This window comes from Archangium minus, from assembly GCF_044360475.1.
GTDB lineage: Bacteria > Myxococcota > Myxococcia > Myxococcales > Myxococcaceae > Archangium > Archangium minus.
The window spans coordinates 6,380,563-6,407,436 of record NZ_CP043494.1; the positions used below are offsets into that span (position 1 = coordinate 6,380,563).

The window sequence follows — 26,874 nt, forward strand, 5'->3', positions numbered from 1 at the left end:
CAACTTTCGAGATGTTCTACCCGAGCTGCTCGAGTCCCACCGTGACGCGGAGGGCCGCATCAGCCCACGCCGCCGCGAGCGCCGCTTCGTCCGAGGCCTGACCCGAGGCACGGGCCGCGTCCAAGCTGGTGGCGAGCGCTCCCAGGTCATCCGCCAGGCGCTTCATCCCGAGCTCCCGGACACGCGCGGCCACGGCCGAGAGCCGCACCGTCCAGGCCGGGACGATGTGGCGCAGGCCCTGGTGCACCGCATCCGCCAGGCAGCCTTCCAGCTCGGCCAGGGCCGCCGGGAGGGGGGGCAGCGGGGGCCTGTCCTCCGCCGTGCGCAGGGGCCCCGTCGCGGCGGCGGGTTGCAGGTCGAGCACCACCACCCCCGTGCCCTCGCAGGACAGCGCCAGCGGCTCGACGACGAGCCCTCGGGCGGCTCTTCGCACCTCTCCCGAGAGGTAGCGGAGCTGCCCGCGTCTTCCGCTCAGTCCCTCGGCGAGCGCGTCCAGCGCCCCGGGGGCCACCCGGCGGTGGGACAGCTCCACGAGGAAGCCATGCCCGCCTGCGTCCTCCAGCTCCGCGTGCACCCGTTGGGCACCCGGCGCGTAGACCACGTCCACCACGCGGGAGACCTCGAAGGCATGCACGTTCTCGGCGAGCTGCCGCGGCCGCAGGAATCGCGGTGGCCGGGCCCGCAGGGTGGCCTCCAGCGCGGAGACGTCCTTCACGAGCAGCGGCGCCGGCAGCAGGCTCCAGTCCCCGGACTGCGGTGTCACCGAGGTGCGCTGCAGCCCCCGCGTGGAGAACACCACGAGGCGATCCGGCTGGCGGGTGGCTCCCGAGGTCACCACCTGTCCCCGAGCGAGGGCCTCGAGCGTCGCGCCGGGCGCCCCCTGTCGGCGTCCGAGTTCAGCGCCGTCCTCGGGAGTTTGATCCTCCGCGTAGGTGAAGGCACGGCGCACCACGAGGAGCCCCGCACTGGCTGGATCCGCCAGCACCACCTCCGCGCGGCGCTCCCTGCCATCGGCGAACAGCCGCATCCCGAGCGACACCAGCCGGACGTAGTCGAGCTTCGTCTCCGGCGCCTCGTCCATGCCCAGCACCGCGCGAGGCGGTACCGCTCCTCCGGTGCGAGCGGCGCGCAGGCGGGCGAAGAGCTCCGCCAGGGTGGCCGCGAGCTTCGCCGGGGCGTAACGGGCCCCGCGGCTCACATAGGCTCCGAGCAGATCCTCGATCTCCTCGAGTGCCGCGAGCGGCCAGGCCATCCTCGCGTCCGCGAGGCTCGAGCGCGCCAGTGCGAAGCGCCCCGCGAGGCCGGTGCTGGCATGTTGGGCTCCCTCCAGCAGGAGGAAGCTGGCCAGATCTCTCGCGGCGTCCAGCGCCGGTCCGCCTTCATCCGACTCGACGTGCCGGCGTGCCACCTCGACGGAGACCTCGCGACTTGTGGCGTCCTTCTCATCGGCGACGCGGAAGGCCCAGACAGCCAGTGGCAGGTGCTCGCAGCCCGTCCCCACCGAGCAGTCGCAGCGCGCGTAGCCCAGGTTCCGGGGCACGAGGAAGCGCACCGTGCACGTCGCGAGGGACACCGTGGGCACGTCATCGCCCACGAATGTCCCTCTCCGCACCTGTGCGAGGTAACCGCGCTCCCGAAGGGCTCCGGCGTGTTCCAGCGAGCGGCGGGGGAGCACTTCCTCCAGGGCCTTGTCGTCCACCGAGCCCGGGGACCAGGGCGGTTCCGGTGCAGCCTCCGTGGCTTTCTCCGGGGCGGGTGCCGCGCTCGCGCTGGTGAAGGCCGGGTAGGCCAGCGCCACGGCCACGCGGTGCCGGCACACGGTGGTGGCGTTGCAGGTGCAGGGACTGTCCTTCAGGCTCTTGCCCGGAGGGAGCCGGACCGTGTTCCCATCCTCGAAGCTGCCCACCACGGTCCCATCGGCCAGCTCCTCCAGCCGGGGCCCTTTGCCCTGCTCGATCTCCTTCTGCGCGCGCTTCACCAGTCCCAGGTTGGCCAGGCTGGCGATGGCCTGCGGGGTGAGGGCGAGGAGATCCGGGCGGCTCATGCGCGCACCTTCTCGGCAATCCACGCTGCGAGCTGGCCGGGCGTCATCGCTCCCACGTGGGCTCCCACGTCCACCAGTCGCTGGGCGAGGTCCCGGTCGTAGTTCGGGGTCGCGTCTGGTTCGAGCGCCGCGAGCCCCAACACCTTCGTCCCCTGATCGCACAGCTCCTTCACCCGGCGCACGAGCAGCCCCGGGTGCCCGCCTTCGTAGAAGTCCGTGATGAGGACGACGATGCTCCGCCGGGGAGCCTCGATAAGCCCCGCGCCGTAGGCCACCGCCTTCTGGATGTCCGTGCCGCCTCCGAGCTGCACCTTCATCAGCAGCTCCACCGGATCGGCCACCTCACGGGTGAGGTCCACCACGGCGGTGTCGAAGGCGATCAGGTGCGTCTGGATGCCCGGCAGTCCCCATAGACAGGCCGCGCTGACGGCCGAGTGGATGACCGAGGACACCATGCTCCCGGATTGATCCACCAGGATGATCACCTGCCAGCGCTCGGTGAACCGCCGGGTGCGCGAGAAGAACGAGGCCCGCTCGATGGTGAGCTTGCGCTCGGCGGGGGAGTACCGGTCCAGGTTCTCCCGCAGCGTCCGCCGGAAGTCGAAGTTGCGCGCCACCTTCAGCGGAGAGCGGCGGCGTCGGTCGAGCACGCCCGAGAAGGTCTGGCGGACCTCCTTGCTCAGCTTCTCCATCAACTCGCGCACCACCTTCTCGATGATCCGTCGGGCCACCGCCAGCACCTCGGGATTCATGAGGTGCTTGGTGCGCAGCACGGCGCGCAGCAGCGTCTCGTTGGGCTCCACGCGCGAGAGCACGTCGACCCGCGTCACCACCTCGTCGATCTTGTAGCGCTCGACGGCGTCACGCTCGAGGCGCTCGATGGTCTCCTTGGGGAAGAGGGTGTGGACCTCGTTGATCCAATCCGGGATGGTGAGCGAGGACGGGCCCGTGCCTCCCTGTCGTCCCCGCACGTCCCGGTCGGCGAGGTCTCCCTCGCGCCCGTACAGCCACTCGAGCGCGGCGTCCATGGCGCGGGCCTTCGAGTCCAGGCTGTTGCCGAGCGCTCCCTCCGCCGCCTCGCCGAGCACGAGGCGCCAGCGCGCCAGGGGATCAAGCGTCATCGCGCACCTCCCTCGCGGGCCGCAGCAGCCCATAGCGGGCGAGCACCTGCTCCACCTCCTCGTCCAGCGCCGTGCCCGCCGCGACGAGCGCCGGATCCACCTCGAGGCGGATCAGCGCCCGCGCGCCGGAGGGGTCCTTCCCGTGGAGCGACAGGAGCGTCCGGGCGATGTCCTCCTTCTCCTGGGGAGGGAAGAAGCCGAAGGCGAGGCGCAGGGCCGGGAGCGCGACGAGGAAGTTCTCCTGGGGCAGCTCGCGGAGCACCTCGTCCAGCACGGCGGTGACGGTCGGCGCGCGCACCACCTGCTCTCGGGCGAGCCGGAACAGGCCGGCCAGGAAGTCGCCCAGGATGGAGGGACGCGCCGCGGCCCGGGTCGCGCGGATGGCCGCGGCCTCGGCGCTCGCCTCGTCGGAGAAGCGGGACAGGGACCAGAGCGCTCCCAGCGCTGCGCCGCGCACGGCAGGTGGAGCGCGGAGATCGGCCAGACGGCGCTCGAACACGGCGGAGGCATGCGTCTCGTCGAGACCGAGGGCCCGGCCCGCGAAGCGGAGCGTGTCCCGCAGCGCGGCCACGGCCCGGAGCTGTCCCTCGTCCGCCGGAAGCGCGGGCCCGTCAAGCTGTTCGAGCAACCAGAGTCCCCGATTGAAGGCCGCCGCGATCACGGTGCCCACCTCGGCAGAGCCCTGGGCGCCGAGCAGCACGTCATGGCGCCAGACGGAGAGGAGCCGCTCCAGGGCCGTGCCCAGACGGGAGAGGTCCGGCTCGTGCAGCGCCTGCGCGGCCACGGCCTCCAGCACGCGTTGCGCCAGGCCCTTCGAGCCGGTGAAGAGACTCTCGGCGAGCAGCAGCGCGAGCTTGCCCAGGTCCGGGCCCGCTTGGAGGAGCGCCTCCTCGAGCCGTCCGGTGGCGGCGGCCTCCAGCGTGGGTCCCCAGCCGGAGGCCTCGATAACCCAGGAGATGAAGTCCTCCGAGGGCGTCACCGTCCAGGACTCCTGGAGCACCGGCTCCGTGGGAAAGGTGGGGCCCGTGTCCCGTGTGAAGCCGGGGATGCCGAGCACCCGCAGCCGGTGGAGCGCGCGGCTGCGCTCCAGGTGCGACGGCTCGCGCAGCTCCACGTTCACCTTCCGGGCGCGCCCCTGCGGCCTGAGATCATGTGAGGTCAGGACGCGCTCCACGTCGGCCAGCAGGGGAGGCCTCGGGGTGAGGTCGCTCAGGCGGCCCGTGCGCTCGCCCGAGAAGGCGCGCAACACCTCAACGAGGAGCGGATCCGTGTCCGGGGAGAGGACGCCGCGCGTCGTCCACGGCAGTGCCACGTCGAGCGCATCCTTCACCAGGGCGGCCGCCATCCCATCCAGCAGGTCCGAGCGCGCCAGGGCGGAGTGCGAGCGCAGGCGACCGAGTCCCTCGGCCATGACCGAGGCGGCGATGAGATCCGCCGAGGAGACGTGCTGCCCCCGGCCGCGCAACCGCTCGACGGCGGCGCGGAGCATGTGCTCCGGAGCCTTCTCGGGGCCGAGCTCCCACACGGCCTGGTAGAAGGCGGGGGAGGGCATGCCGGACTCGTAGCCGGTGAAGGAGTCCAGACGGCGGAAGCTGTACGGCACGAGGTAGCTGCGCGCGGACGGGTGGCTCGGCGGCGTGGGGAAGGTGGCGCCCGGCTTCACCGTGGCCCGCGCGAGTACGGGAGCGTGGAAGCCACCGCACACCACCACCACGGGGCCATCTCCCAGCGCCAGCGCGGCCTCCACGTGCTCCAGCATGAAGGCCTCGCGCCGCAGGTCGCTCTCGGTGGCTTCCTCCTCGCTGCGGAACGAGCCGAAGTAGACGCGCAGCCGTTCCGCCAGGGCCTCCAGCTCACACGGCTGCTCGAAGAGATGATCCCAGAGGGCATCCATCCCCTCCAGGCCCAGCTTCCGGCAGAGCGTCTCGATGAGCCGGGTGGTGCGGCGCTCGCCATCCGAGTAGCGGTTGCGCACGCCGTGGAAGGACTTGTCCCAGGCGGGCAGGTCCATGAAGCGCACCTGGGCCCCGGCTGCCTTGCCCTCCGTCAGGGCCACCCACTCGGGCGAGTAGGCACAGAAGGGCGTCCACGAGGCATGCGTCCGGGCCTCGTCGCGGTAGCTGCTGAAGATGGCGAGGGGCAGCTCGTGCGGCAGGAGCAGCTCGTCCAGGCGGGCGTTCATATCCGCTGGCCCCTCGATGAGCACGTGGCGGGGCCGCACCGTCTGGAGCGTGTGCGCCACGACGCGGGCACACGCCGGGCTGTGGTGGCGCACGCCGACGACATGGAGGCCCGGAGTCCCCTGCATGCTCACGCGCTCAGCCCGGCAGGAGGTGGCGGGCCTCGTACAGGGCGCGCCATTGGGGTCCGGTGCGGCGCGCCACCCGCTGCTCCAGGTACGAGCGCAGGCGCTTGAGGTCCTCGGGGCTGTCCTTCGCCGCGGTCCCGGCCAGCGTCTCCACCAGATCCGCCGCCGAGCCTCCATCCCCACGCAGGTAATACCCGCGCACGCCCACCGCGTGGGCTACCGAGACAGCCTCCGCCGTGGAGAGCACCGCGGACAGCCGCTCCATCGCCTGGCCGTCACTCGTCTCCCCGGCGCGCAGCTCGCGGAACGTGGTGACCAGCACCTCCAGCAGATCCTCCGACGGCGTCACCGGCACCCCCGAGCGCTTGAGCAGCCGTGCCGTCTCGTTGCGTACCAGGGACAGCTCGGTGTTGAAGTCGCCGATGGGGAACACTGTCTCGAAGTTGAAGCGCCGCTTGAGCGCCGCGCTCATCTCGTTGACGCCCCGGTCCCGCGTGTTGGCCGTGGCGATGACGTTGAAGCCGTCCTTCGCGAACACCATGGCCTCCTCGTCCCGCAGCTCCGGCACCGCGAGCACCCGGTCCGACAGCATGGAGAGCAGCGAGTCCTGCACCTCGATGGGGCAGCGGGTGATCTCCTCGAAACGCACCACCTTGCCCTCCTTCATGCCCGTGTAGAGCGGGGCGGGCACGAGCGCGCGAGGCGTGGGCCCCTCGGAGACCAGGAGCGCGTAGTTCCACGAGTATTTGATCTGATCCTCCGTGACGGACGCGCCGCCCTGGATGGTCAGCGTGGAGGTGCCGGAGATGGCGGCGGCGAGCAGCTCGGACAAGAGGCTCTTGGCCGTGCCGGGCTCGCCCACGAGCATCAACCCGCGATTGGTGGCGAGCGTCACCATCGCTCGATCCACGAGGCTCGGGTTACCCACGAACTTGCGCTGCACGCCCAGCGCCTCGTCTCCGAGGATGAAGCGGCGCACCGCGTGCAGGGACATGCTCCAGCCCGGAGGCTTCGGTGCGTCATCCTGCGTGCGCAGCCGCTCGAGCTCCTCCGCGTAGAGGCTCTCCGCGGGAGGCCGCTGGACGTCCTTCGCTGTACCGCTCTCGGCCGGGGTGGGGGAGGCGTTCTTCTTCCGGGTCGTCGCCATCGGGAGTCCTTGTACTCGAGAGTCAGGAGGGGCGCAGCCCTTCAAGGTCCCTCACCAGCTCGGAGAAGAGGATGGGGTCGAGCGTCCCGAGCGGATACCTGCCCTCCTTCCCCCAGGTGTTGGGCTTGCGCACCGTGGCGGTGCCTAGCGTCTGCTCGGGGGACTCGGAGAGCATGCCCGTGTAGAGGCCGGGGTCGAGGTCCAACTCGACCACGCGATCGGGGCCAAGGTGCTTCTCCATCCACCCGACCACGCCCGCGTCCTGGGGCGGGCCCCGGCGCCAGCCGCGTGTCTCGAGCCCCAGCACCTTGCCGGTGGGCACCTTCAGCCCCTTCACGCGCGCCAGCTCCAGGCCCGTGCGCTCCTCCTCCGTCGGCGCGTAGGTGGGGCGGCCCAGCTGGGCGAAGGGCTGCAGCAACTGGTAGTCCGCGAAGATCTGCCCCCAGGCCCCCGCCGTCTGTGCATCCAGCTCCAGCGCATGGGGAATGCCCACGCTCGCATCATCGGGGAGCGTCCACGTGTCCTCGTTCAGATCGGCGAACGTCCGGTCCTCGGCGACGCGGAAGGTGGCGGCCAGCTTTCCGTCGGCCGTGTAGCTGCCCCACACCAGGCGACGCACCACGTGGATGAGCAGCGGGTGCTCGACGAAGAACTGGCGGAACGTCTCCGCGCTCCAGCGGCGCCGGGCACACATGGCCAGCTCCATCCGGAGCACCTGGGTGCTGGCGGCGGCCTTCGCGTCCTTCTTGAGCGCCTTCCAGCGCTCGTCAGCGGCCTGGGACTTCTCGGCGTCATCCTTCTTCGTGGGCTTGGGCAGCTCCTTGAGGCGCGCGCCGGTGGAGTCCTTCACGAAGGGCTTGAGCTGCTCGTCGAAGCCGACGGTGAAGGTGCGCTCTCCGAAGTCCAGCGAGAGCGAGCCGTTCTCGTCCAGCCCGAGGTCCGGCACGAGCCGATCGGCCAGCTCGTCCCGCGTCAGGCCCCGCGCCTCGGCGATCTGCGCGATCTTCTCCCGGGCCTTCTCCTGCAGGCCCTTGAACTTCACCTTCTCGGCGATGCCGTTGAGGTAGATGAGCGTGACGTCGGTGCCGATGGTCGCGAGCACGTCCAGCCCCATGACCGCGCGCGCGTGGGCCGCCTCTCCGGGCCAGGCGCGAATGAGCGGCGCGAGCTTCCGCGCGCACTCGTCATCACCCAGATGGCCGAGCGCCTGGAACGCCCAGGACTCCTTGCTCGGCGCTCCGGCCACCATCCACGCTTCGAAGAGTCCCCAGGCGAAGCGGGCGAGGCTCGCGGGATCGCAGGCGGCCTTCACCTGCGCAATCCCCGCATAGGGCTCCTCAAGGGAGGAGATGGCCAGGCACATCCCGAGCGTCTCGACGGCCGCGACGGGCAGCTTCGCCGAGCGATCAGCGAGCAGCGGCCTGGGCAGGCCTCCCGCGGAGAAGAAGTCAGGCAGCTTCGGCAGCTTCTGGGGGAAGAGCAGCAGCGGATCGAACGCGAGCACCTGGGAGACCGCCTCACGCACCTGGGACGAGACGCGGCCGGCCATGTCGAGCACGGTGGCCTCGTGTCCGTTGGAGGCGAGCAGGCGCAGCGCGGCGCACGCGGCGTCCTTGGCCTTCCCAGGCTTGCCGAGCGCGACGGGGAGGAGCCCGGTGATGGCGTGCTCGGGGTGGCGGAGCAGCCAGGCGCGGGCGTGGGGACGGGCCTTCTTCGAGCCCGCGAAGGCCTCGGCCACCTGGGGAGCCAGCCGCGAGACGCCGAAGGGCAACACCAGGTGGTACGACTCTCCTCCCTTCGAGGCGACGTTCAGCAGCACGGGCGGGAGCGCCGCGAGCCCGAGGCGCGCGACCACGGCGGGCAACCACGCCTCATCTCCCCAGGTGTCGGGCTGGAAGTGCGCGATGTACTCGAGGGCGAGCTCCTCGGGGGCGTACACGAAGAAGCTCGCCCGGGGGCGTGAGTTCCCCGAGGACAAGAGCTCGCGCGCCGCCTTCCACTGAGCAGGGAGGTATTTCGAGTACTGCTCACCGTATTCCCAGCTCTTCTCCTGGGACCACGCCTCGCGCTCTCCCTCGCGCCACACGAGGGCATCGGGAAGCTCGGGCGGCGTCACGTCCGTGAGGACGGGGAGGGCGGCGGGCTTGCCTGCGCGCCAGGGCGGGTTGGCGAGCACGGGCGGCAACTGGTCCGGGCGCGCCTCGGGGACATCGGGGCCGGAGGACACGGCCTGGAGACTGGAGACGAACTTGCGAGCCTCTTCGGACAGCCCGGGCAGTTCGGCCTTCACGACCTCGGGGGCGCGGCGCACGAGCGTGGTGAGCACGACGCGTTGGGCCTCCGCCTCCTTGCCGCGCTGAGCGGCTCGGGGCACCAGCAGGCGCAGCGCTCGTCCGGGCCAGCGCAGGCCGGCCTCCAGCGCGTAGGGCGTTACCTCCTTCTCGAGATGATCGAGCAGGAGCGTCATCGCCTCATCGGTGTTGATGACGGAGACGAGCTCCGCCCAGCCCCGCCGGCTCTCGGCATTGGAGTACTGCAGCGAGGCCATGCCCTGAAGGAGCAGGAGCGCATCCACTCCCACGCCGTCGAGCAGCGAGGGCAGGTAGTCCCGGGGATGGTAGCCGCCGAGCAGATACAGCCCCTGGAGGTGAGGTGCCACGAGCTCGAGGGTGGCGCGGTCCGAGAGCGAGCAGAGGAAGAGATCACTCTGCTTCTCCGGGTCTTGGGCGTAGGCCTCGGCCTCGGCGCGGCTCCAGGCCTTCTCCGTGGGGAAGAGGAAGGCGGCGCCGGCACGTTGATCAGTGGTGGCCTGCTCCTGGAGGGCCGCGGCGGCGTCGCGGGCGGCCGCGTAGCCCGCGTCATCGGTCTGGGTGGCGAGCAGGGCGCGCAGCCGGGGCAGGCCGAACAGCTCCCCCCTGTTCAGCGAGTTGAACCACTGGGGGCTTTTGCCCCGGCGCACCTCGGAACCCGGGACCGAGTCGTCGACGTGCATGTCGAGCGACAGGAGCACGGCCCGCGTCGCGTGGACGGGTCCTCCCAGGGAGAACAGCAGATCAACGGTGGGATCGACGTGGGGGGTCCTGTCGTTGTAATTCGTCCTGTGCTGCACGTAGGTCAGGAGGACGGCGTCCTCCTCGGGCGTGCCGATGGCCGGAGCGGTGCGTTGCAGCTTCGGGTATCTCGTTAAGAATGCCTTCCCGAGCGCGGTCCAGGTCTTCTTGGGAGAGGAGAGGGGGCGGACCGGAACCTGGATTCCACCTCGTCGCGGGTGCACACGCTGCACGAGGGACTCGCTCCAGGCGATGGGCGAGTGGGCATCGACGAGGACGGGTGCCTGGGGAATGGGAGCGGGAGCGGGTGCCTCCGGGACGGAGTCAGGAGCCGGAGCGGAGGCCGTCTTCGCGGCGGCCTTCTTCCGGGTGGGAGCGGGAGCGGTCTGCTGCACCTCGTCCGGAGCGGCGGGCGGATTCGGGGTGGTGGCGGGGGTTGCGGCGACCACGGTGTTGGTGTCGCCGCCTACCTCTGCGTAACCCTTCTTCTGCTTCTCGGCGATGAGCTTGTCGTGCTCGGCCTGGGCCTTCGCGGTGCTGGCGAAGGACTTCTGCTGGGTCTGCCCGTCGGTCCCGATGCGGCCCCAGCGCACCGTGAACTCCGTGCCCTGGAGCTCGATCTCCCAGAACTTCTTCGATGAGCCTTCGACGAACTCGAAACGCCGCATGCCTCTCTACCCTCCGAAGGAGAGCGAGAGTAGCTCACCAGCGGGGGGATGCGAGCAGGTCTGGAAGTGGTAGAGCCCGCCTAGAAGGCCGGGATCACCGCGCCACCATAGGTGGACTCGATGTGGCGCCGCACCTCCTCGGAGCGGAGCGCTTTCAGCAGCATCTGCACCTCGGGCCGTGCCTCGTCGCCCTTCCGGACGACGAGCACGTTGGCATAGGGGTTGTCCTTGGCGGACTCGCGGGCGAGCACCTTCGCATCCAGCTTGAGATTCTTCTGGGCCTCGAGGAAGTAGTTGCCGTTGATGACGGCGGCGGCCACGTCCTCCAGGGTGCGGGGCTGCTGCTCGGCGTCGATCTCCCGCAGCTCCAGCTTCCGGGGGTTGTCCACCACGTCCTTCACCGTCGCGGCGACGCCCACGCCCTCGCGCAGGCGGAGCAGTCCCTGCTGGGCCAGCAGGTGGAGGGCCCGGCCCGCGTTGGTGGGATCGGCTGGGATGGTTATCCGAGCGCCCTCGGGCAACTCCTCGATGCGCGCGTGCCGGGTGGAGTAGAGCGCCAGGGGCTCGAGGTGGACCGCGCCCACGCTGGCCAGCGCGAGCTTGCGATCGGTGCTGAAGCTCTCCAGGTAGGGCACGTGCTGGAAGTAGTTGGCGTCCAGTTGCTTGTCCGCCAGGGCGATGTTCGGCTGGATGTAGTCGGTGAACTCCACCACTTCGACGCGGACGCCTTCGCGTGCGGCCAGGGGGATGGCCACGCGGAGGATCTCCCCATGGGGAACAGGGTTGACGCCCACCTTCAGCGTGCGAGTCCCCGGAGTCTGCTCGGCGGTGGGTTCGGACTTCTTGCAGCCGGGCAGCAGCGCCGTGGCGGAGAGCAGGAGGGAGAGGATCAGGGTCTTGGGAAGGTGCTTCATGGTTGGAATCTCCAGGAAGGAATCAGTCGCGTGAGCGCGCGGAGCGAGAGGCCGTGTGATCGAAGTGAGCGGCGAATCGATCCCCGATGAACTGGACGAGCTGCACGAGCACCAGCAGCACCACCAGACAGCCCAGCATGACGTCGGTGCGGAAGCGCATGTAGCCGTACTTCACCGCGAGATCGCCCAGGCCGCCGCCGCCCACCGCGCCCGCCATGGCGCTGTAGCCCAGCAGACTGATGATCACGAGCGCCAGGCCGCGGATGAGTGACGGCAGGGCCTCGGGGATGAGCACGCGGAGGATGACGCGCGAGTGGGAGGAGCCCATGGCGACGGCGGCCTCCACCAGTCCGTGCTCGACCTCCCGCAGGCTCTGCTCCACCACGCGCCCCATGAAGGGGATGGCCGCCACCACCAGGGGCACGATGGCGGCAGTGGTGCCGATCGTGGTGCCCACCAGCAGACGGGTGAGGGGGACGATGGCCACCATGAGGATGATGAACGGGACGGAGCGGCCCACGTTGACGAGCGTCCCCAGCACCCGGTTCAGCATCGGCCGCTCCCAGAGCCCGCCCCGGTCCGTCACGACCAGCAGCACGCCCAGGGGCAACCCGGCCAGCAGGACGAGCACCGCGGCCACCGACGTCATGTAGAGCGTCTCGATCGTGGCGACCCACAACGAGCGCAGCAGCTCCTCAGACATGGGCGCGCTCCTCGGGTGCCAGGCCCTGCTCCCGGAGGAAGGCGAGTGCCTGCTCCACCGCCTCCGGTGCGCCGGTGAGTTCGAACAGCAGCCGGCCCATCCGGACTCCGGCCACCCGCTCCAGCGAGCCCTCCAGCAGGTTGGCGTCCACGCCGAAGCGGCGCGCCATGGTGGTGACGACGGGCTGGGTGGCGCTCTCGCCTCGGAAGGTCACCTCCACCAGCCTGCCTCCAGGGCTCACCTGCCAGTCTCGCGCGGCGAGCGGCGCATAGCACAGCTCGTGCAGTCGTGTACCAGGCTGGGCGAGCAGCTGGACGACCTTGCCCTGTTCCACCAACTGCCCCCGCTCCAGCACCGCCACCGAGTCGCAGATGTCCTTCACGACCTCCATCTGGTGGGTGATGAGCAGGATGGTCAGACCCAACTGACGGTTGATGTCGCGCAGCAAGCCCAGCACGGAGCGGGTCGTCTCCGGATCCAGCGCGGATGTGGCCTCATCGGACAACAGGAGGCGAGGTCGGGGGGCCAGGGCCCGGGCGATGCCCACCCGCTGCTTCTGGCCTCCGGAGAGCTGCGCGGGGTAGGCGAGGGCCTTGTCCACGAGCCCCACCAACTCCAGCAGCTCGCGCACACGCTCGCGGATGCGCTCGCGCGGCCAGCCGGCCACCTCCAGCGGGTAGGCGATGTTGCCGGCCACCGTCTGAGAGGAGAAGAGGTTGAAGTGCTGGAAGATCATTCCAATGCCCTGCCGGGCCAGGCGCAGCTCCCGAGGAGCGAGCGCCATCATGTCGCGACCGTCCACCCGCACTTCGCCGGAGGTAGGACGCTCCAGGAGGTTGATACAGCGGATGAGGGTGGACTTGCCGGCGCCGCTCTGGCCGAGCACTCCAAATACCTCACCGGGCGCCACTCGCAGCGACACGTTCCGCAGTGCCGCCACCTCCCGCCCCTCCTTCCCATACACCTTGCTTACGTCACGAAGCTCGATCACGCACCACGACCACTCCGGCTCCCGTGCAGTCGAGGCCCAGAGATGACGAGGCCTCTCGTCGCCAGCGCGCAGAGGGAGCCGGATGGGGGCTGCGCGGCCGGAACGAAAAGGGGTTTGGGCACAGTTGCTGTCATGCCGCATGATGTCAAGGCTGGTGGGGCGAGGCGGTCGTCTGCTCGGGCGCGCCTTGGCAAGTGACTGACATGAACCGTTTGGAACATCTTCGCGGGGTCCATGCGGCGGCGCTGCTTCGGGAGTTCCTGGCCCGGGAGCATGGGCCGGAGCGGAGCTGGGCCGCTGGAGGTGAGGCGGCGCTCTTCGCCCGCTTCGCCGAGGCCGACCCGACAGCGGGCAAGCCGCACCTCGAGTGGGTGCTGCGGCTCTATTTATCGGGCCGCCTCCGGGCCGAGGACCTCTACAAGGTACCGGAGACGCTCCAGGTATTCCGGCGCGTGCGGCGCCGCCTACCCGAGTGCGCCCGCGAGCTCAACTCCTACGAGGATCTGCCGTCGCTGTGGCGGACGGTCGCTCCTCATGCCCAGGCTCCTTCCAAGCGCGCCCGCGCGGCCGAGGAGCGGGAGAAGGCTCGTGCGGAGAGCCGTGTCCTCTATGAAGACGAGGAGCTGATCGTTGCCGTTCCGCTGACGCAAGCCTCGGCCCAGTGGTGGGGCAGGGGAACCCGGTGGTGCACCGCCGCGGAGGAGAACAACGCGTTCGAGGCGTACAACCGGCAGGGGCCGCTCGTCGTCTTCATCACGAACGGAGTGAAGTTCCAGTTTCACGCTCCTTCGGACAGCTTCCACGACGATGCCGATGGGCCGGTGGACGTGGGGGTGCTCGGGCCCTTCCTCCCCAGGCTCGAGGCGGCGGGGCTTGAGAGCCTTGTCCTGGCGCTGGACCCCCTGGCCCAGGAGGTGGGAACCCTTCCGGCCGAGAGGCTCCGCTCTGCCATCACCGAGTGGGGCATGCCCTTGTGCTTCGTCCCCGAGGAGCGCCGCGACGCGGAGCTGTGTCGCCTGGCTCTGACGCGCGACGGTGAAAGCCTCTTCTTCGTTCCCGAGCCGCTCCGCACCCGGGAGCTGTGCGCTCTGGCCGTGGCGAGTGATGGCAGGTCCCTGCAATACGTCCCCTTCTCTTTGAGAGACCGGGAGCTTTGCCTCTCGGCCATCGAGAATGGGGCCAGCCTCGCCGACGTGCCCGACACGTGCAGAGACAGGGACATGTGCCTGGCGGCGGCGAAGCGCGGCGGGTCCGTGCTGGAGTTCGTCCCCTTCGCCTTGCGTGATGCCGAGCTGTGTCGCCAGGCGATGGCGTCTGGCCCGGATCGGCTCGAGCACACGCCCTGGGAGCTGCGCGACCGGGACACCTGCTTCCGGGCCCTGGAGAGTGACGGCTACCAGATCGCCTTCGCGCCCGAGCGTCACCGGGACCGCGAGCTCTACCTGGGGGCGATCCAAAGGCGGGGCTGTACCCTGGAGTTCGTACCGCTCGCGATGCGGGATTTGGAGCTCTGCGTGGAGGCGGTGCGCTCAGAGAAGCACGCCTGGCGCTTCACGACCCCGGAGTTGCGTCCGGCGATCGCCGCCGCCACGGGCGTGGACCTGGATGACGAGCAGGTCCGAGCGATGTTGGGCGGGTTGGCCCTCCTCCCACACGCAGAACGGACGCGCGAGCGCTGTCTGGAAGCAGCTCGGGAGAAGAAGTTCGAGGCCGGACTGGCGCCCGATGTCCTGCGCGATCATGAGACGTGCCGGGAGCTCGCGACGCGAATGTTCCTGCTGGAGTACATCCCCGAGGACTTTCGGAGCCGCGAGGTCTGTCTTGCGAATGTGGCGCGCGATCCGTACGGTCTCGCCTCCGTCCCCGAGGGGTTGCGCGATCGCGAGATGTGTCTGGCGGGCGTGCGTGGGTACGGCGAGCAACTGCGTTTCGTCGCTGATCCGCTCAGAGACGAGGAGATGTGCCGCGTCGCTATCGCCTCTGAAGGCGATGCATTGGTCTATGTCCCTTTCGCACTCCGGGAGCGTGCGCTCTGCCTCGAGGCTGTTCGCGAGAGGAAGACGCCATCCAACTACCTGCGCGGTGAGTTGAGGGACGTTCCGGACACATGGCGAGACGAGGAGATGTGTCGTGCTGCCATCTCGGGGGGGAACCGATGGAATGGAAGCCGACTGCTGGAGCACATCCCCTTCTCCTTGCGTGAGGCGAAGCTCTGCCGCGAGGTGGTCTCCCTCTCGCCCGCGGCACTGGTGCATGTGCCCCACGCACTGCGCGACGCGAGCCTCTGTGCCATCGCCGTCTCCGCCGAGGCCCACCTGCGCCGCCATGTTCCGGCTGCGCTTCGTGAGGCCCTGCCACGGCCAGTGAAGTGACGTGCGTCCTCGGTATACTCCGCCCATGGCCAACGAAGTTCGTGACTACTTGAGTCGGCAGTTCGAAACGGCGTGGGCGCTCACCGAGTTCCACCTCAACGGACTTGCCACCGAGGAGTGCTTGTGGCGCCCTGCTCATCAGGGGCTGCACGTGCATCAGGGCCCTGATGGGAGGTGGCGCGCCGATTGGCCGGATCGCGAGGACTACGACATCGGTCCGTCGAGTATCGCGTGGCTGACGTGGCACCTCGGCTTTTGGTGGTCCATGGTGCTCAACCACTCATTCGGCGACGGAACGCTCTCTCGCGAGAACGTGATGTGGCCTGGCACTGCTGACGACGTACGCAAGTGGATCGGCGAGCTGCAGAGTCAGTGGCGAGCAGTGCTCGAGCAGGTCACCGACGATGACCTGCGATCGGCACAGCGGACTCGATGGCCCTTGCAAGACCGTCCGTTCGGCGACGTCGTCGCCTGGGTCAATATCGAGCTCACGAAGAACGCCGCCGAGCTCGGCTACGCACGCTTCCTCTACGCCGTCCGCGCTCGCTGAGGAAGACAACCTTCCAGCCGCCCCCGCGTCAGAAGACGGAGTTACACCTGCGCGGTGGGGCGGATGACGATCTCGTTCACATCGACATCGGCCGGCTGCTCGAGCGCGAACGCAATGGCGCGAGCGATCGCATCCGGCGGCATCGCGAACTTGTCTCGGGAGGCGGCGAGCTGGGCTTTCACCTCTGGATTCGTCACACCTTCCGCGAAGTTCGTCCGGACGAGGCCAGGTGAGATGATCGTCACGCGCAGCTTGTCGCCGGCCTCCTGGCGCAATCCCTCGGAGATGGCGCGCACGGCGAACTTCGTGCCGGAATAGACCGACTGGTTCGGCACGGTGCGATGTCCTGCTGTGGAAGCGATGTTGACGAAATGCCCGAAGCCCTGCTTGCGGAAGACAGGCAGCGCCGCGGCGATGCCATACAGAACACCTTTGATGTTGATGTCGATCATCTCCTCCCAATCCTCGACGCGCAGGTCGTCGAGAGGAGAAACGGGCATGACGCCGGCATTGCTGACGAGAACGTCCAGCTTGCCGTACCGATCGCATGCCAGTTTAACGAGGTTGGAGAGGTCCTCGCGTCGTTTGACGTCCGTGCGTGCATGGGCTGTCTCGCCACCCGCTCCCGAAATACGCTCAGCGAGAGTCTCGAGCCGATCCAATCGGCGCGCCCCAAGTACGACCTTCGCACCGCGCTCGGCGAGCAGGAGCGCGGTCGCCTCACCAATTCCGCTGCTTGCGCCCGTGATGACGACGACCTTGTCTTTGATGCCCGGCATGAAGTTCTCCTCTCCTGTCTCCGCGATGTGGAGGATCGGAAGCAGGGGAGGGAAGGAGTAGACAGCGGACGCACAGTTGGCTTGGGCATTATTGGCGGGGCAGGGCCTGCCAAGAACGCCCAAGCCCCGGTAGCGGCTCGCGGTAGAATCGAGACGTGAGTCCTCCACTTCGCGCCGTCTCCGATGGCCCTCTCTCCATCCGAGTCTTCCTGCCTCCTGAGTTGCCGGGCCTGCGGGTGGTTCGCTACAGGACCGACGAGCGGCTATGGCGCTCCGTGAAGGAGCGTTTCTCGGTGACGATGACGTACTCGGGCCGCTCGGAGTGGTGGTGCCGTGGCAAGGTCCGGTTCACCACTCCTGGGACGCTCGACCTCAAGCAGATCGGAGATGTCCACCGCGATCTCCGCCGCGATGGCTCCTCCCGCTTCCAGGTGATCTCCTTCGATGAGGCGCTCATCACCGAGGCCCGTGAGGCGCTGGGCGACTCGGCCTCCTCCCACCTGCGGCAGGTTCAGCTCGATTGCGAGCAGCCCACAGCGGCCCCCTTCGTACGTCTCCATGCGCTGCTAGGCGAGGACAGGGTGGAGTCTTCCAGCACACTGGAGCTCCAGACTGCGCTGACCGAGGCGCTCTCCGCGCTGGCCACTTGCTTCGGTGACGCGGACGAGTCGGAGCGGCGCTCTCGCTGGCCCGTCCGCCGGGCGCTCGAGGCACTGCACGACGCCCTGGAAGAGGGCATCACGCTGGACGCCCTGTCCCGGCAGGCGGGACTGGACAAGTTCCACCTGTGCCGCGCCTTCCGGGAAGAGGTGGGAATGCCGCCCTACGCGTACCTCACCCACCTGCGCATCGCCCGGGCCATGGGGCTGCTGACCCAGGGCATGGCCCCCTCGGAGGTCTCGCTCCGGGTGGGGCTCTACGATCAGAGCCAGCTCAACCGGCACTTCAAGCGCATCATCGGGCTCACTCCGGGCCAGTTCGCGCGCGCCGTGCAGTGACGGCTTTCGGATGCGCTCAACGCGACTGAAGCCACCGTCTGAACCAGGCCTCACCGCTCACCAGGGTAATCCCCAACAGCACCAGCACGGCCCCCCCGACGAAGTTCAAGGTCAAGGGCTCCTTGAGAATCAGCACCCCCAGGGTCACGCCGAACAGCGGGGTCATGAAGGAGAACACCGCCAGGTTTGAAGCCAGATACCGGCGTAGCAGCCAGAACCAGATGAGGTAGCTGATGAAGGAGACCAGCACTCCCTGGAACAGCACGCTGCCCACCGCCAGTGGGGTCAGCTCGACTCGACTGACCTGGCCGTTCACAACCGCGATCAGCAGCAAGAGCACGAAGGCGACCGCGAGCTGGTAGAACAGCGTCAGGCTCGGCGGTGCCTCCGACAGCTTCGACGCACGTATCACCACGGTGGTGGCACCCCAGGACATTCCCGCCAGGAGCCCCAGGGCATCGCCCAGCAGCATCCGCGAATCCATCTTGGCCAGGGAGATGCCTCCCCCAAAAGCCACCGCGATGCCGACAAAGCACAGGCCAATCCCCAGCCACTGCATGCGGCGCAGGCGCTCGCTGGGCAGGAGCAGGTGCAGTCCCAGGGCGGAGAAGATGGGCGAGGTGTAGAGGAACACCGCGATGTGCCCGGCCGTGGTGCGCTCCAGTCCCAGGGCGATCAGCAGGAACTCCAGGGCGAAGAGCACCCCGGCCAACAGGCCCGCGGGCCAGGTCCCCTGACGCAGTCCCTCCCAGCCACCGCGCCAGGACATCAGCAGGGCCACCAGCAGCGCGGCGATGCCGGAGCGTGCGGATGCTTGCATGACCGGCGCGATGTCCGCTGCCGCCAGTTTGATCGCCACCTGCTGCAGACCCCAGGTGATGCACAGGGCGATCATCACTTGAAAGGAAAAAGCATCCGCACCACGTCGTTCGCTCACGTCTCGCACTCACACCGGACGACGCGGCTGAAGTGCCGCCGTCCATGGGGTGACGCAGATACCACAGGGACGGCACGGCTGCCGTGTCGCTTACCCATCGGACCGGGCCGCGCACCGGGAGTATCAGGGTTCCTGCGGGCTTCGCTCGATGGCATCGTGAGCCGATGGAGAATCCCGTGCTTCTTACCCGTGTGATTGAGGCGCTCCGGCCCGTCCGAGGCCTGGCTGCGCTCGTGCTTGGAGGCTCGCGCGGGCGGGGGACGGCGGGCCCCGCTTCCGACTACGACATCGGCCTGTACTACGAGCCCGACGCGCCGCTCGATGTCGCGATGCTCCAGTCGGCCATTGCTCCGCTCGTCGATGAGCCATCGTCGACCGTCACTCGGATGGGCGAGTGGGGGCCGTGGATCAACGGCGGCGGTTGGCTCACCATCGCAGGCGTGAAGGTCGATCTCCTCTACCGAGATCTCGGACGTGTGCGTGAGGTCATCGCCGATGCGCGGCAGGGCCGCTTCTCGATGAACTACCAGGCAGGCCACCCTCACGGGTTCTGCTCGGCCATCTGGATGGGCGAGGTGGCGACGTGTCAGCCGCTCCTCGATCCGTTCGGCCGCATCGCGGAGCTGAAGGGTGAAACCTGGCCGTACCCGCAGGCGCTGAGGGACGCACTGATTGCCCGCTTCGGCTGGGAGGTGGGCTTCGCCATCGAGAACGCCGAGCTCGCGGCCAGGCGGGCCGAGCAGACACATATCGCGGGCTGCGCCTACCGGGCGCTGTGCTGCGTGGCGCAGGTGCTGTTCGCCTTGAATGGCCGCTACCTCATCAACGAGAAGGGCGCCGTTGCCGAAGCCGCGACCTACCCGATCACGCTCGAGGGCCTGGCTCAGGAGCAGGCTGAGATCTGGAGAGACATCGGCAACGCGGACCATGAGCGCGCGCTGCGCCGGCTGCGCGGCTTGTCCGACGGTTTGCGCGCGCTCGTTGAGCACTACTTCTCGCCGAGCGCCCCGTAGCGCACCACGCGGAAGCGCGCGCCCTGGGCCTCGCGGATGCGGGCGGCGAGTACGTCGTGTAGCTCGGGCGTCCACGTGCTCCAGCGCTCGAAGAACTTCGCCGTCGCCGCCTTGTCGCCCGCGTGCTGGAGCTTGATGACCTCTTCGAGCAGCGAGCTGACCGTGTCCAGGTACCGGTCGTACTGGATGGTGAGGCGCGCCGTCTTCGGATCCGCGCGAAGCAGGCCGTGCTCCAGGAACCAGTTGAACTGCACCAGCTGCATGCGCTGGTACGGCTGGTCCTCGCGCGGGCGCACGTTCTGCAGCGTGCGACGGATGCCCGAGGCCTGCACGGCGCGCAGGCTCGCGGCGTCCAGCGAGCCGCTCTTCTGGAAGGCGTGCAGCGCGAAGAGGCTGACGAGATCCGCCTTCATCTCCTCCATGGCGTCCGCGTAGTCCTCCAGCGCCACGTCCAGCGTGCGGCCCTTCGTGTCTCGGTCCGGGCCCAGGTAGTGGCCCACCTCGTGCCAGAGCGTGCGCTGGAAGTTGCCCTCGGAGGTGAGATCCTTTGCGTGCGCGTCCGCCGTCGCGGTGCGCCAGATGCGCTCGTCCGCGGCGAAGATGTCCGGGTTCTTCATGATGTTCTCGCGCAGCAGGATGGTGCGGCCGTAGCGGCGCGAATAGAGCGGATCATTGGGGAGGATCGACGCGGTGTTGGTGCCGCGCGCCTGGCCGAAGTCCGCCACCACCTCGTATACGCCCACCGGGATGTCCTCGCGGATGCGCTTCTTCGCGGGGTACGGCAGTGCGTCCTCGATGCTCTGCAGTCCGCTCAGCCGCTTGCGCAGCTCCGCTGTCGCCTGCTCGTTCAGCAGCAGCACGGACACGCCGTAGAAGGCCTTCACACCATAGAGCGCGTCGTCATACGTCTCGTACGGGCCGAGCTGCACGTTGAGGTGCTTGAAGCGGCCCGTCACCCACGCCGCGTCGCCGCTCTCGTAGTCGTTGGTGAGGAGATCCCGCGCGCGGTTGCGCAGGTAGCGCGCCAGCTCCTCGTCGCTCGCGTCCAGCCGTCCCGCTGCGCGCATGAGCAGTCCGTACGCCTTCACCAGCTCCGGCCCGTAGGCCACCGCGTAGGGCACCGCGTACAGGCTCTTCGCGTCGGGCCGCTTCGCGCGGGCCTGGAGCGCCTCGCGCAGGCCGGGGTGCAGCGTGTCCAGCACCGGGTACGTCTGGAGCACCTTCACGTCCTGGCGCAGGTTCTCCGCGGTGGCCCGGCGCACCACGGTCAGCTCGTCCATCAGCGAGTCGCGCTGCTCGGGGTGTGCGGCGAGGAAGGCGTCCACCTCCGCGCGCGTGGCGTCGGGCGGGTAGACGTTGCGCGCGGGCACCTGCGGGTCCACGGGCAGGAAGGCCTCGCGCGCGTTGGTCAGCGTGCTGGCGATGGGGCCCTGGTAGAGGCGGTAGAGCGTGAGCAGGTCCTGCGTGCGCTTCGGGCTCCCCAGCTTCTTGTCGAGCGCCTGCAACCGTGCGTGCGACGCGATCGCCTGGTGGTGACGTGAAGCCTCATAGAGGCCCTGGAGAAGTTGGCCCACCTCCAGCAGGTCCTTCACCGCGGCCTGCTCGTCGGGTGTGAGGCGCGAGAGGTCGGGCGCCAGCCGCACCTCCTCCGTCTTGGCGAGAATCTCCGCCACCTTCTCCTCGGGCCAGTAGCCCTGGGGCAGGGGAGGGGCGGTGGGCTGCGCGGCGTGGGCCGCGAGCGTCGTGAGGGCCGTGAAGGCCAGGGTCAGCGCGTGGGGAAGTCGCATGTCGTGAGAAATGCTCGTCGGGTGAGGGAGCGAGGAGACTGTATTCACCCCAAGGTTTGTGTCGAAAATACAAAGGGGAGGGCCCCCTCTCCCCCAGAACTTCTTCGCAAGGGCCCGCGTTGTTCCATCTCGGCATGTTGCACCTTCCAGGCTACACACTTCGAGACGTCATCAGGACTACCAGCACCAACCAGCTCTTCCGCGCGGTGCGCGATGCCGATGGCCTCCCCTTCATCCTCAAAACCCCTGTAGCCACCTCTCTTGGCCCACGAGCGATCGAGCGCTACCGCCGTGAGTTCGACATCCTTCGGCGCATCCAGGACGTGCGCGGCGTCACCCACGTCCATGCCTGCGAGCGGTTCCAGGATCGCCCGGTGCTCCTGTTGGAGCTGATGGAGGGCGAGACCCTGTCCGAGCTCACCGGCCGCCCCTTCGAGGTGCTCCGCGCCCTGGACCTGACGATCTCCCTGGCCGCCACCCTGGCCGAGCTTCACCGTCGTGGCGTCATCCACAAGGACATCAAGCCCTCCAACATCATCGTCACTCCGGCGGGCGAGACACGGCTCATCGACTTCGGCACTGCCTCCGTGCAGCTCGTCGAGCACGTGGATGCCGCGCCCGCCACGCTCATTGAAGGCACCCTGGCCTACATGTCCCCCGAGCAGACGGGGCGCATGAACCGCTCGGTAGACTACCGCACGGACCTGTACTCGCTGGGCGTCACCCTCTACGAGCTCCTGACGGGAGAGCGGCCCTTCCAGGGGCGCGACGCGCTCGAGTGGTTCCATGCGCACATGGCACAGGCTCCTCAGCCACCACTGGAGCGAGTGCCGGGCCTACCGCCCGTCCTCTCCGCCATCGTCCTCAAGCTGCTGGCCAAGGTCGCCGAGGAGCGCTACCAGAGCGCCGACGGACTCAAGGCCGACCTCGAGCGGTGTCGGGACGACCTGCTGCGGGGCGTGCACGAGGACTTCCCCCTCGGAGTGTACGATTACCCCACGCGCTTCCAGCTTCCCCAGCGCCTCTATGGGCGGGGTGCCGAGGCCGCGGCGTTGCGCCAGGGCTTCGAGCGCGTGGCTCAGGGTGGACGGCCCGAGCTGTTTCTGGTCCGGGGCTACTCTGGCATCGGCAAGTCCGCCGTGGTGCACGAGCTGCACAAGCCGGTGGTGCGCCAGCGAGGCTTCTTCCTCAGCGGCAAGTTCGACCAGTTCCAGCGGGACATTCCCTATTACACCCTGGCTCAGGCCATCCGTGGCCTGACGCAGCAACTGCTCGCGAGCACCGACGAGGAGCTGGCCCGCTGGAGTGCACACCTGAACGAGGCCTGGGAGGGGCAGGGGCAGGTCCTCGTGGACGTGGTACCCCAGCTCGCGCTCGTCGCCGGCAAGCAGCCCCCGGTCCAGGAGCTACCGCCCTCGGAGTCCCAGCACCGCTTCAACCGCGTCTTCCGCAAGTTCCTCAGCGTCTTCGCCACCCCGGAGCATCCTCTCGTCGTCTTCCTGGATGATCTCCAGTGGGCCGACCTCGCCAGCCTCCAGCTCCTCCATCACCTGCTCACCCACCCGGAGACGCCTCCGGTCCTGCTCATCGGGGCCTACCGCGACAACGAGGTCGACCCCGCTCACCCGGTGGCGCTGGCGTTGGCGGGCTTGCGCAAGGCCGGTGCGCAGATGACCGACCTCCAGCTGGAGCCGCTGGACCTCGAAGAGGTACAGCAGCTCGTCGCCGATGCGCTCCCGGGCGCGGACGCCGCGGTCGTCAAGCCACTCTCGGCCATGGCTCGTGAGAAGACGGGAGGCAACCCCTTCTTCCTGCTCCAGTTCCTGCTGACGCTCCACCACGACGGGCTCCTGGCCCGAACGCCGGAGGGCCCGTGGCGCTGGGACGCCGAGGCCACCCGAGCCAGGGGCTACTCTGACAACGTCGTCGACTTCATGGCCGGCAAGCTGCGCCAGCTCCCCGTGGGGACTCAGCACTTGCTGCAGCTCGCGGCCTGCGTGGGCAACGCCTTCCCGCTTCAGCTGCTCGGCCTCATCTCCGACTCGCAGGCGTCCTCCCTGGTGGAGCAGGGCCTGGAGCCCGCGCTGCTGGAGGGCTTGCTGGTGCGGGCAGGTCCGGAGCACTACCGCTTTCTCCACGACCGCATCCAGCAGGCGGCCCACGCCCTCATCCCCGAAGCGGAGCGCAAGGCCGTCCACCTGCGCATCGGCCGGCTGCTGCTGGCGAGCCTGACCCCGGAAGAGGAGCAGGAGAAGCTCTTCGACGTCGTGAGCCAGCTCAACGTGGGGGCGGAGCTGCTCGATGGCCCCGAGGAGCGGCTCCGGGTGGCCCGCCTGAACGCCGAGGCCGGACGCAAGGCCAAGGCCTCCACCGCGTTCGGTTCGGCCGTTGCCTATCTCTCCACGGCCTTCCAGCTCCTCCCGGGAGACCCGTGGGAGACCGACGCTGGACTGGCCTTCAGGATTCAGTTCGACCGGGCCACCTGCGAGTTCATGAGCGGCCACGCCGCCGAGGCGCGCCGCCTGGTGGAAGAGCTTCTGCCCCGAGCCCGCACCCGCCCGGAAACGGCGGCTGTCTACCGCTTGAAGGCCAACCTCCACATCGCCGCCGGTGAGATCCCCGCGGCCATCGGCTGCCTGCTGGAGTGTCTTGCCCAGTTGGGCATGCCCATGTCCCCGCGTCCCTCCTGGGAGGAGGTCGTGGCCGCCAACGAGGAGGTGGGGAAGCTCCTGGGGGAGCGGCCCATCGCGAGCCTCGTTGACCTGCCTCGCATGGTGGACCCAGACACGGAGGCGGTGATGAGCGTACTGGGCACCCTGTTCGTGCCGGCGCTCCTGACCGACCCGAACCTGCTCATCCTCAACCTGTGCCGGATGGTCTCCTTGAGCATCCGCCATGGAAATAACGGCTCGGCCGCACAGGGGTATGGCTGGTACGGCGTGGTGCTGGGCTCCACCTTCAAGCGCCACCAGGAGGCCCATGCCTTCGGCAAGCTCGCATGGGCCATTGTCGAGCGCTACGACCTCTCCGCCTTCCAAGGCAAGATTCTCTACATCCAGGAGACCATCAACAACTGGATTGAACCCCTGTCCAACTCGCTGGAGACCAACCGCAGGGCCTTCCATCTCGCGCTCCAGGGCAGTGACCTCCAGATCGCGAGCTACTGCGCCAATCACCTCGTCACGCTCCGGCTCATGCTGGGACATGACCTGGAGGAGGTCTACCAGGAGTCGGTCGTCCGCCTCGCCTTCATGCGCAAGGCGAGCTACCCGGACATGCAGTTCATCCTGCGTCACCAACAGCTCTACGTGCAGCAGCTGCGCGGCCTCTCTCCCTCGTTCGGCTCGCTCACGGGAGAGGACTTCGACGAGGCGTCGTTCGAGGCCGGACTGACCCCCGCTCGCCAGAGCAACATGCGGTTCTGGTACTGGACTCTCAAGATGCAGGCGCGCTTCCTGAGGGGGGCCTATGCCGAGGCGCGCGAGGCGGGAGCTCGGGCCGCCGAACTGAGGTGGTCCTCACTCGGGCAGATCCGGCGCCTGGACTTCCACCTCTTCCAGGCCCTGACCCTGGCCGCCTGCTACGGCGACATGTCACCCGAGGAGCAACCCCGGACCCTGGAGGCCCTGCGCGAGCACCAGCAACTGCTCGCCGAGTGGGCTCGCCTCCAGCCCGCGACCTTCCGCGCCCCGGAGCGGATGGTCTCCGCGGAGCTGGCCCGCATCCTGGACCGAGAGGGCGAGGCCCTCCGCGCCTACGAGGAAGCACATCAGTCGGCCCGGGAGCACGGCCTCATCCAGCACGTGGCCCTGGCCTGCGAGCTCGCCGCCCGCTTCTGGTACGAGCGGAAGGTGCCAACGCTCGCGGACACCTACGGGCGCAAGGCCCGGGAGGCGTACCTGCGCTGGGGCGCCAGGGGCAAGGTGGCGCACCTGGACTCGCAGTGGCCCCACCTGACCTGCTCCGCGGACTCTGAGGAAACCACCACCGAGACAGACTCCACCCAGATCGACGCACTCACGGTGGTGAAGGCCCAGCAGGCCATCTCGGGAGAGATCGTCCTCGAGCGGCTGGCGGCCACGCTGCTGCGCGCCGCCTTGGAGAATGCCGGGGCCCAGCGTGGCGCCCTGGTGTTGCCTCGTGGCGACAAGCTCTCAGTGGTCGCTACCGCGGGTATTTCACCGGAGGACTCCGCCGCCGGCTCGGACGAGGTTCAACTGCCCTGGACCCTCATCGCCTACGTCAGGCGCACCCGCGAGCACGTGCTCATCGGCGACGCCTCCCAGCCCCATCCCTTCTCGTCCGATGCGTACCTCGAGCATGGCCACGCCCGCTCCGTGCTCTGCCTGCCCCTGCTGCGTCAGGAGGAGTTTCGCGGGGTGCTGTACCTGGAGAATGGACTCGCCACCAAAGCCTTCACTCCCGCCCGAATCGCCCTGCTCGGGCACCTCGCCAGCCAGGCCGCCATCTCCATTGAGAACGCCCAGCTCTATGCCGAGGTCCAGCGCGCGGAGAGTGCCCTGCGCAGTGCCAATGACGACCTGGAGCGGCGTGTGGAGGAGCGCACGCAAGAGCTCAAGAAGGCCCAGGCCCGCCTGGTGGACTCCGCGCGCGGGGCGGGGATGGCCGAAGTGGCCGTCAACGTGCTCCACAACGTGGGCAACGTCCTGACCAGCGCCGTCATCAACCTCCAGAGCATGCTCGAGATGGTGAACTCCTCGCGCGTGGGCCGGCTCAAGCAGGTCACCTCCCTGTTCGGGGAGCACCAGGGCGCTCTGGCGGACTTCTTCACCCGGGATCCACGCGGCATCCAGCTTCCGGCCTATCTCTCCGCGCTCGGCGACGAGCTGCTCCGCGAGCAGAAGACGCTCCAGGAGAGCATGGAGGCCATGGGCAAACACATCGAACACATCCGCGCCATCGTCCAGGTCCAACAGACCTATGCGCGCAACACGCTCGTCCTCGAGGAGTGCGATCTCTCACTCCTTGTCGAGGATGCCATCAGCATCCAGCTGCCCTCCCTGCAACGCCACGGCATCACTGTCACCCGAGAGCTTTCCTCACTGCCCAGGCTGCGGCTCGATAAGCACAAGGTGTTGCAGATCCTCATCAACCTCATCAGCAATGCCAAGAACGCCATGCAGGCCCTTCCCGCCGGTCAGCCACACCTCTGCATCCGGCTCGTGGCTGCGGGCAACACGGCTCACATCCAGGTGGTGGACAACGGCGTGGGCATCGCGCCGGAGATCCGTGCGCGACTCTTCTCCCAGGGCTTCACCACCCGAGAGAATGGGCACGGCTTGGGGCTGCACTCCAGCTCGCTGGCGGCGAAGATGATGGGGGGCCGCCTTTTCTTGGAAAGCGATGGGCCGGGTCAGGGCGCCACTGCCACGCTCGAGCTGCCCCTCGCGTAAAGCGCAGGGGCTGAGGCGCTTCACGCTTCTTTATATTCTCGTCACACGAGTTCATCCCCGCGCTGACAGGCCGGTGCG

The 26,874-nt window shown here is 68.8% G+C and carries 16 protein-coding genes and 1 pseudogene; 5 read left to right on the plus strand and 12 right to left on the minus strand.

Annotated features, from left to right (window positions below):
* Positions 1-16 precede the first annotated feature (16 nt).
* The 9 genes and pseudogenes from F0U60_RS25900 to F0U60_RS25940 form a co-directional block, all read right to left on the minus strand.
* Positions 17-2,044, minus strand: coding sequence for a hypothetical protein (locus F0U60_RS25900; RefSeq protein WP_395824588.1), 2,028 nt, complete (start codon positions 2,042-2,044; stop codon positions 17-19).
* Positions 2,041-3,165, minus strand: coding sequence for a VWA domain-containing protein (locus F0U60_RS25905; RefSeq protein ID WP_395824591.1), 1,125 nt, complete (start codon positions 3,163-3,165; stop codon positions 2,041-2,043). The genes F0U60_RS25900 and F0U60_RS25905 overlap by 4 nt, the downstream gene beginning before the upstream one ends.
* Positions 3,155-5,473, minus strand: coding sequence for a DUF5682 family protein (locus tag F0U60_RS25910; RefSeq protein WP_395824594.1), 2,319 nt, complete (start codon positions 5,471-5,473; stop codon positions 3,155-3,157). Before F0U60_RS25910 ends, F0U60_RS25905 begins: the two co-directional genes overlap by 11 nt.
* 10 nt (positions 5,474-5,483) lie before the next feature.
* Entirely contained in the window at positions 5,484-6,620 is a 1,137-nt protein-coding gene (locus tag F0U60_RS25915; protein WP_395824598.1) for an AAA family ATPase, read from the minus strand.
* A gap of 22 nt (positions 6,621-6,642) precedes the next feature.
* Positions 6,643-9,729, minus strand: coding sequence for a DUF4132 domain-containing protein (locus F0U60_RS25920; RefSeq protein WP_395825439.1), 3,087 nt, complete (start codon positions 9,727-9,729; stop codon positions 6,643-6,645).
* Positions 9,730-10,149: 420 nt separating this feature from the next.
* Positions 10,150-10,338 (minus strand): annotated as a pseudogene (locus F0U60_RS25925) (WGR domain-containing protein); the annotation flags it as partial.
* An 80-nt stretch (positions 10,339-10,418) separates the two neighbouring features.
* Positions 10,419-11,252, minus strand: a complete 834-nt coding sequence (locus F0U60_RS25930) for a MetQ/NlpA family ABC transporter substrate-binding protein (protein ID WP_395824601.1) — start codon at positions 11,250-11,252, stop codon at positions 10,419-10,421.
* A gap of 22 nt (positions 11,253-11,274) precedes the next feature.
* Entirely contained in the window at positions 11,275-11,955 is a 681-nt protein-coding gene (locus F0U60_RS25935) for a methionine ABC transporter permease (protein WP_395824605.1), read from the minus strand.
* Positions 11,948-12,946 (minus strand): methionine ABC transporter ATP-binding protein, encoded by a 999-nt coding sequence (locus tag F0U60_RS25940; RefSeq protein WP_395824608.1) that lies wholly within the window; start codon positions 12,944-12,946, stop codon positions 11,948-11,950. Before F0U60_RS25940 ends, F0U60_RS25935 begins: the two co-directional genes overlap by 8 nt.
* A gap of 203 nt (positions 12,947-13,149) precedes the next feature.
* Here F0U60_RS25940 and F0U60_RS25945 point away from each other — a divergent pair, with 203 nt between their 5' ends.
* Positions 13,150-15,318 carry a DUF4116 domain-containing protein gene (locus F0U60_RS25945; protein WP_395824611.1) on the plus strand — a complete coding sequence of 723 codons (2,169 nt, stop codon included), beginning with the start codon at positions 13,150-13,152 and terminating at the stop codon, positions 15,316-15,318.
* A gap of 25 nt (positions 15,319-15,343) precedes the next feature.
* The gene (locus F0U60_RS25950; RefSeq protein WP_395824614.1) at positions 15,344-15,868 is read left to right on the plus strand and encodes a DinB family protein; all 525 of its coding nucleotides are present in this window, start codon (positions 15,344-15,346) and stop codon (positions 15,866-15,868) included.
* Positions 15,869-15,909: 41 nt separating this feature from the next.
* On the opposite strand, the gene F0U60_RS25955 is transcribed toward F0U60_RS25950, so the two are convergent.
* Positions 15,910-16,647 (minus strand): SDR family oxidoreductase, encoded by a 738-nt coding sequence (locus F0U60_RS25955; protein WP_395824617.1) that lies wholly within the window; start codon positions 16,645-16,647, stop codon positions 15,910-15,912.
* A gap of 155 nt (positions 16,648-16,802) precedes the next feature.
* Here F0U60_RS25955 and F0U60_RS25960 point away from each other — a divergent pair, with 155 nt between their 5' ends.
* The gene (locus tag F0U60_RS25960; RefSeq protein ID WP_395824620.1) at positions 16,803-17,645 is read left to right on the plus strand and encodes a helix-turn-helix domain-containing protein; all 843 of its coding nucleotides are present in this window, start codon (positions 16,803-16,805) and stop codon (positions 17,643-17,645) included.
* Between the two features lie 16 nt (positions 17,646-17,661).
* Here the strand turns inward: F0U60_RS25960 and F0U60_RS25965 are convergent, their stop codons facing one another.
* Entirely contained in the window at positions 17,662-18,582 is a 921-nt protein-coding gene (locus F0U60_RS25965; protein WP_395824623.1) for a DMT family transporter, read from the minus strand.
* A gap of 176 nt (positions 18,583-18,758) precedes the next feature.
* Between F0U60_RS25965 and F0U60_RS25970 the strand changes: the two genes are divergently transcribed.
* On the plus strand, positions 18,759-19,595 hold the full coding sequence (locus F0U60_RS25970; protein ID WP_395824626.1) for a nucleotidyltransferase domain-containing protein: 837 nt from the start codon (positions 18,759-18,761) through the stop codon (positions 19,593-19,595).
* On the opposite strand, the gene F0U60_RS25975 is transcribed toward F0U60_RS25970, so the two are convergent.
* Positions 19,571-21,382 (minus strand): NUDIX hydrolase, encoded by a 1,812-nt coding sequence (locus F0U60_RS25975; RefSeq protein WP_395824628.1) that lies wholly within the window; start codon positions 21,380-21,382, stop codon positions 19,571-19,573. The two genes, F0U60_RS25970 and F0U60_RS25975, sit on opposite strands and share 25 nt — an antisense overlap.
* 134 nt (positions 21,383-21,516) lie before the next feature.
* On the opposite strand from F0U60_RS25975, the gene F0U60_RS25980 reads away from it, so the two are divergent.
* Entirely contained in the window at positions 21,517-26,796 is a 5,280-nt protein-coding gene (locus tag F0U60_RS25980) for an AAA family ATPase (protein ID WP_395824631.1), read from the plus strand.
* Positions 26,797-26,874 lie beyond the last annotated feature (78 nt).